The 2,625-nt window shown below is 32.4% G+C and carries 2 protein-coding genes; both read left to right on the top strand.

Going from position 1 to position 2,625, the window contains the following annotated elements; translation table 11 throughout:
• A partial coding sequence (locus tag KDK19_RS04670) for a pilin (protein WP_257291448.1) occupies nt 1-374 on the top strand: 374 nt, incomplete at its 5' end.
• Between the two features lie 67 nt (nt 375-441).
• Nucleotides 442-2,202, top strand: a complete 1,761-nt coding sequence (locus KDK19_RS04665; protein WP_257291447.1) for a PglL family O-oligosaccharyltransferase — start codon at nt 442-444, stop codon at nt 2,200-2,202.
• Nucleotides 2,203-2,625 lie beyond the last annotated feature (423 nt).

Genomic DNA, 2,625 nt, shown 5'->3' with positions numbered 1-2,625 from the left:
TGGCGATTATTGGGATTTTGGCGGCTGTGGCTATTCCGCAGTATCAGAATTATACTGCGAAGGCTAAGTTTAATGCAGCTCTTGCTGAGTTGACTCCAGGAAAGACTCAGTATGAAATACTTTTAAATGAAGGGTCTACAATAACAGCAAGTACGACTGTAGATACCTTAGGTTTGGCATCAAGTGCTACAGAAAACTGCTCTTTTGCTATTGAAGCAGGTGCTTCTTCAGGTATCTCATGCACAATTCAAAATGCCCCATCTGTATTGGGACCAACTCCAAAGATTACTTTGGTACGTGACCAAACAGGTACATGGAGCTGCTCTGCTAGTGTATCAACAGATGCAGCTGATGCAGCTAAAGCATGTAATTAATATTTGAGGTTTGGCTTTTCTTGGGTTTTCTCAGGGAAAGTCATTCGGTATTTTGGGTTTTATTTTTATGAGTTTTCTTAGGGATAAAGATATCGTATGTTTTTTTAAAAAAAGCAGTTTTTTTAATATTCAATATATATTTTTATTTTTTCTTTTTTTTGCTCCTTTTTTATCTTGGATAAAGTTTGCGCCGCTTGTTGATCTTACATCTGATTTGTTATCGTTATTCATAGTTCTATTAATAATACTTTTTTCATTTTTTTATATAAATGATCGCGTTGAAATATCACCTGCGCTGACTATAGTTTCTTTTCTGATTTTTTTTTCTTTATTTAATATTAACTCAACGCCATATCCGGGGATGGTTTTTATTAAAGTTTCTGCTCTTTTTTTTGCAGCTTTATTGGCTAATTCAGTTAGTAAATTAGATTTAGAAAAAGTAATATTGTTTTCTTCTAGTGGCCTCCTTATGGGAAGTTTGTGTCAATTATTTATAGGGGTTTTTCAAATAACAGGGCTTGCCGATCAGTTTGGTTTGTCGTATTTTTTGCATAAAAATGCTAACTATACAGAATTTTTAGGAAATATCGGGCAAAGAAATAATCTAAGTAATTATTTAATGCTAGGTGTACTTTCCCTTTGTTGGCTTTTTAGTAAAAAACAAATTAAATTACTAGTCTTCCTAATAGCTTTAATTTTTTTGAGTGTTTCTGTTTCATTAAGTGCGTCTAGGTTGGTTCTAGCCTATTTATTTATTTCAATTTCTCTTATATTTTTTTTATTTATGAGATCAAAGAGAACTGTAGAAATGAAAAGACTGGCTGTCAGTATGTCTGTAAGTGTATTCTTTATTCTCTTAGCACAAAAATATGCCAGTGAATTATTTTCATTTATGCTAAAAGATGGAGCTGAGTCACTCTTAACTACAGGTGCTGAAAGGATGCAGACTGGTTCCTTTGTGTTCAGATTTCAAGAGTGGTCAAAAGCATTTAGTATATTCTTAGAAAATCCATTTTTTGGAGTAGGGGTTGATAATTATGCAGTCAACTCATTCAATATGGTTGCCGATGAACATGTTCATTCAGGTGTTCTGTTTGTTAATAGCCACAATATAGTGATGCAGCTTCTTGCAGAACTTGGAGGAGTTAGTGTTGTTATATTTCTTGTCTGTCTGCTTTGGTCTTTATTTCCCCGTTTTATCAAAGAATATCCTAACGAGAATGACTATTACTTATTATCTCTTATACTTGTTTTTTTGTGTCATAGCTTCTTTGAATACCCACTTTGGTATGTCAACTTTTTAATGCTGTTCTCTGTGCTTCTTGGTTTAGTTCCTGTAAAAAAGCTATATATTCCTTTTAATAGAAATATTAAAATTTTCACTATTCTAGTATTCAGTATTGTTTTTTTATGGCAGTCTATTTTGGGTGTTAAAATGTATAGTCGATGGGTATACTGGGTTTATCCATCAAAGTTTGAAGAAGAAAATAGAGCTAGATTAGCCGTTTTACTACAAGATAGTAATCATTTTATTTGGTCATTCTATGCCGATGGTCTGGTTGCTAATTATTTGCCTATGAATAAAGAAAATGTAGAAATGAAAAAAGAACTTTATCAGCGGCTTGCTTATTTTAGGCCTTACCCAAAAATTTTGACAATATTGTCAGTTTATCAAGCTTATGATAATGATATGGAAAATTCAGAGGATACATTAAGAAAAACAATTTCTGCTTTTCCTTATTCGACTGAAGAAATTAGATCAGTTTTAGATGTTTTTGAAGGTAGTGAAATTGCTTATTTGAAAAATATTTTAAACGAGGAGAAATAAATGAAGAAATAAATGGGACACCCAGACTTATATATGGGCAATAAATAGGACACCAACACTTTTAAAAAAGGTTAAAAAAGGGACATTCATTAATAAATGGGACACCTAATAAATGGGACACCCACACTTATATGTAGGTAATAATCTAAGTAAAAAAGGGACATCCATAATAATAAAAATAAATGGGACACCCACACTTATATGTAGGTAATAATCTGTGAAAAAGAGATGGGGGCACCCACAAAAAAAAATAAATAGAAAAAATAAATAGGACACCCACACTTATATGTAGGTAATAATCTGGGTAGACAAATAAATAGGACATCCACACTTATAAAAAAGGGACATCCATAAAATCAGTAAGAAAGAATAATCTGGGACACCCACACTTTTATGTAGGTGTCCTTGACTCCATCTGGATTA

The organism is Endozoicomonas sp. ONNA1, assembly GCF_024606325.1.
In the GTDB taxonomy this organism is placed as follows: Bacteria; Pseudomonadota; Gammaproteobacteria; order Pseudomonadales; family Endozoicomonadaceae; genus Endozoicomonas_A.
This window is presented reverse-complemented; position numbering and strand designations above follow the sequence as displayed.

Excerpts from the sequence above, each read along its gene's own strand:
- KDK19_RS04665 (WP_257291447.1), top strand. The coding sequence starts at position 442 with ATGAGTTTTCTTAGGGATAAAGATATCGTATGTTTTTTTAAAAAAAGC.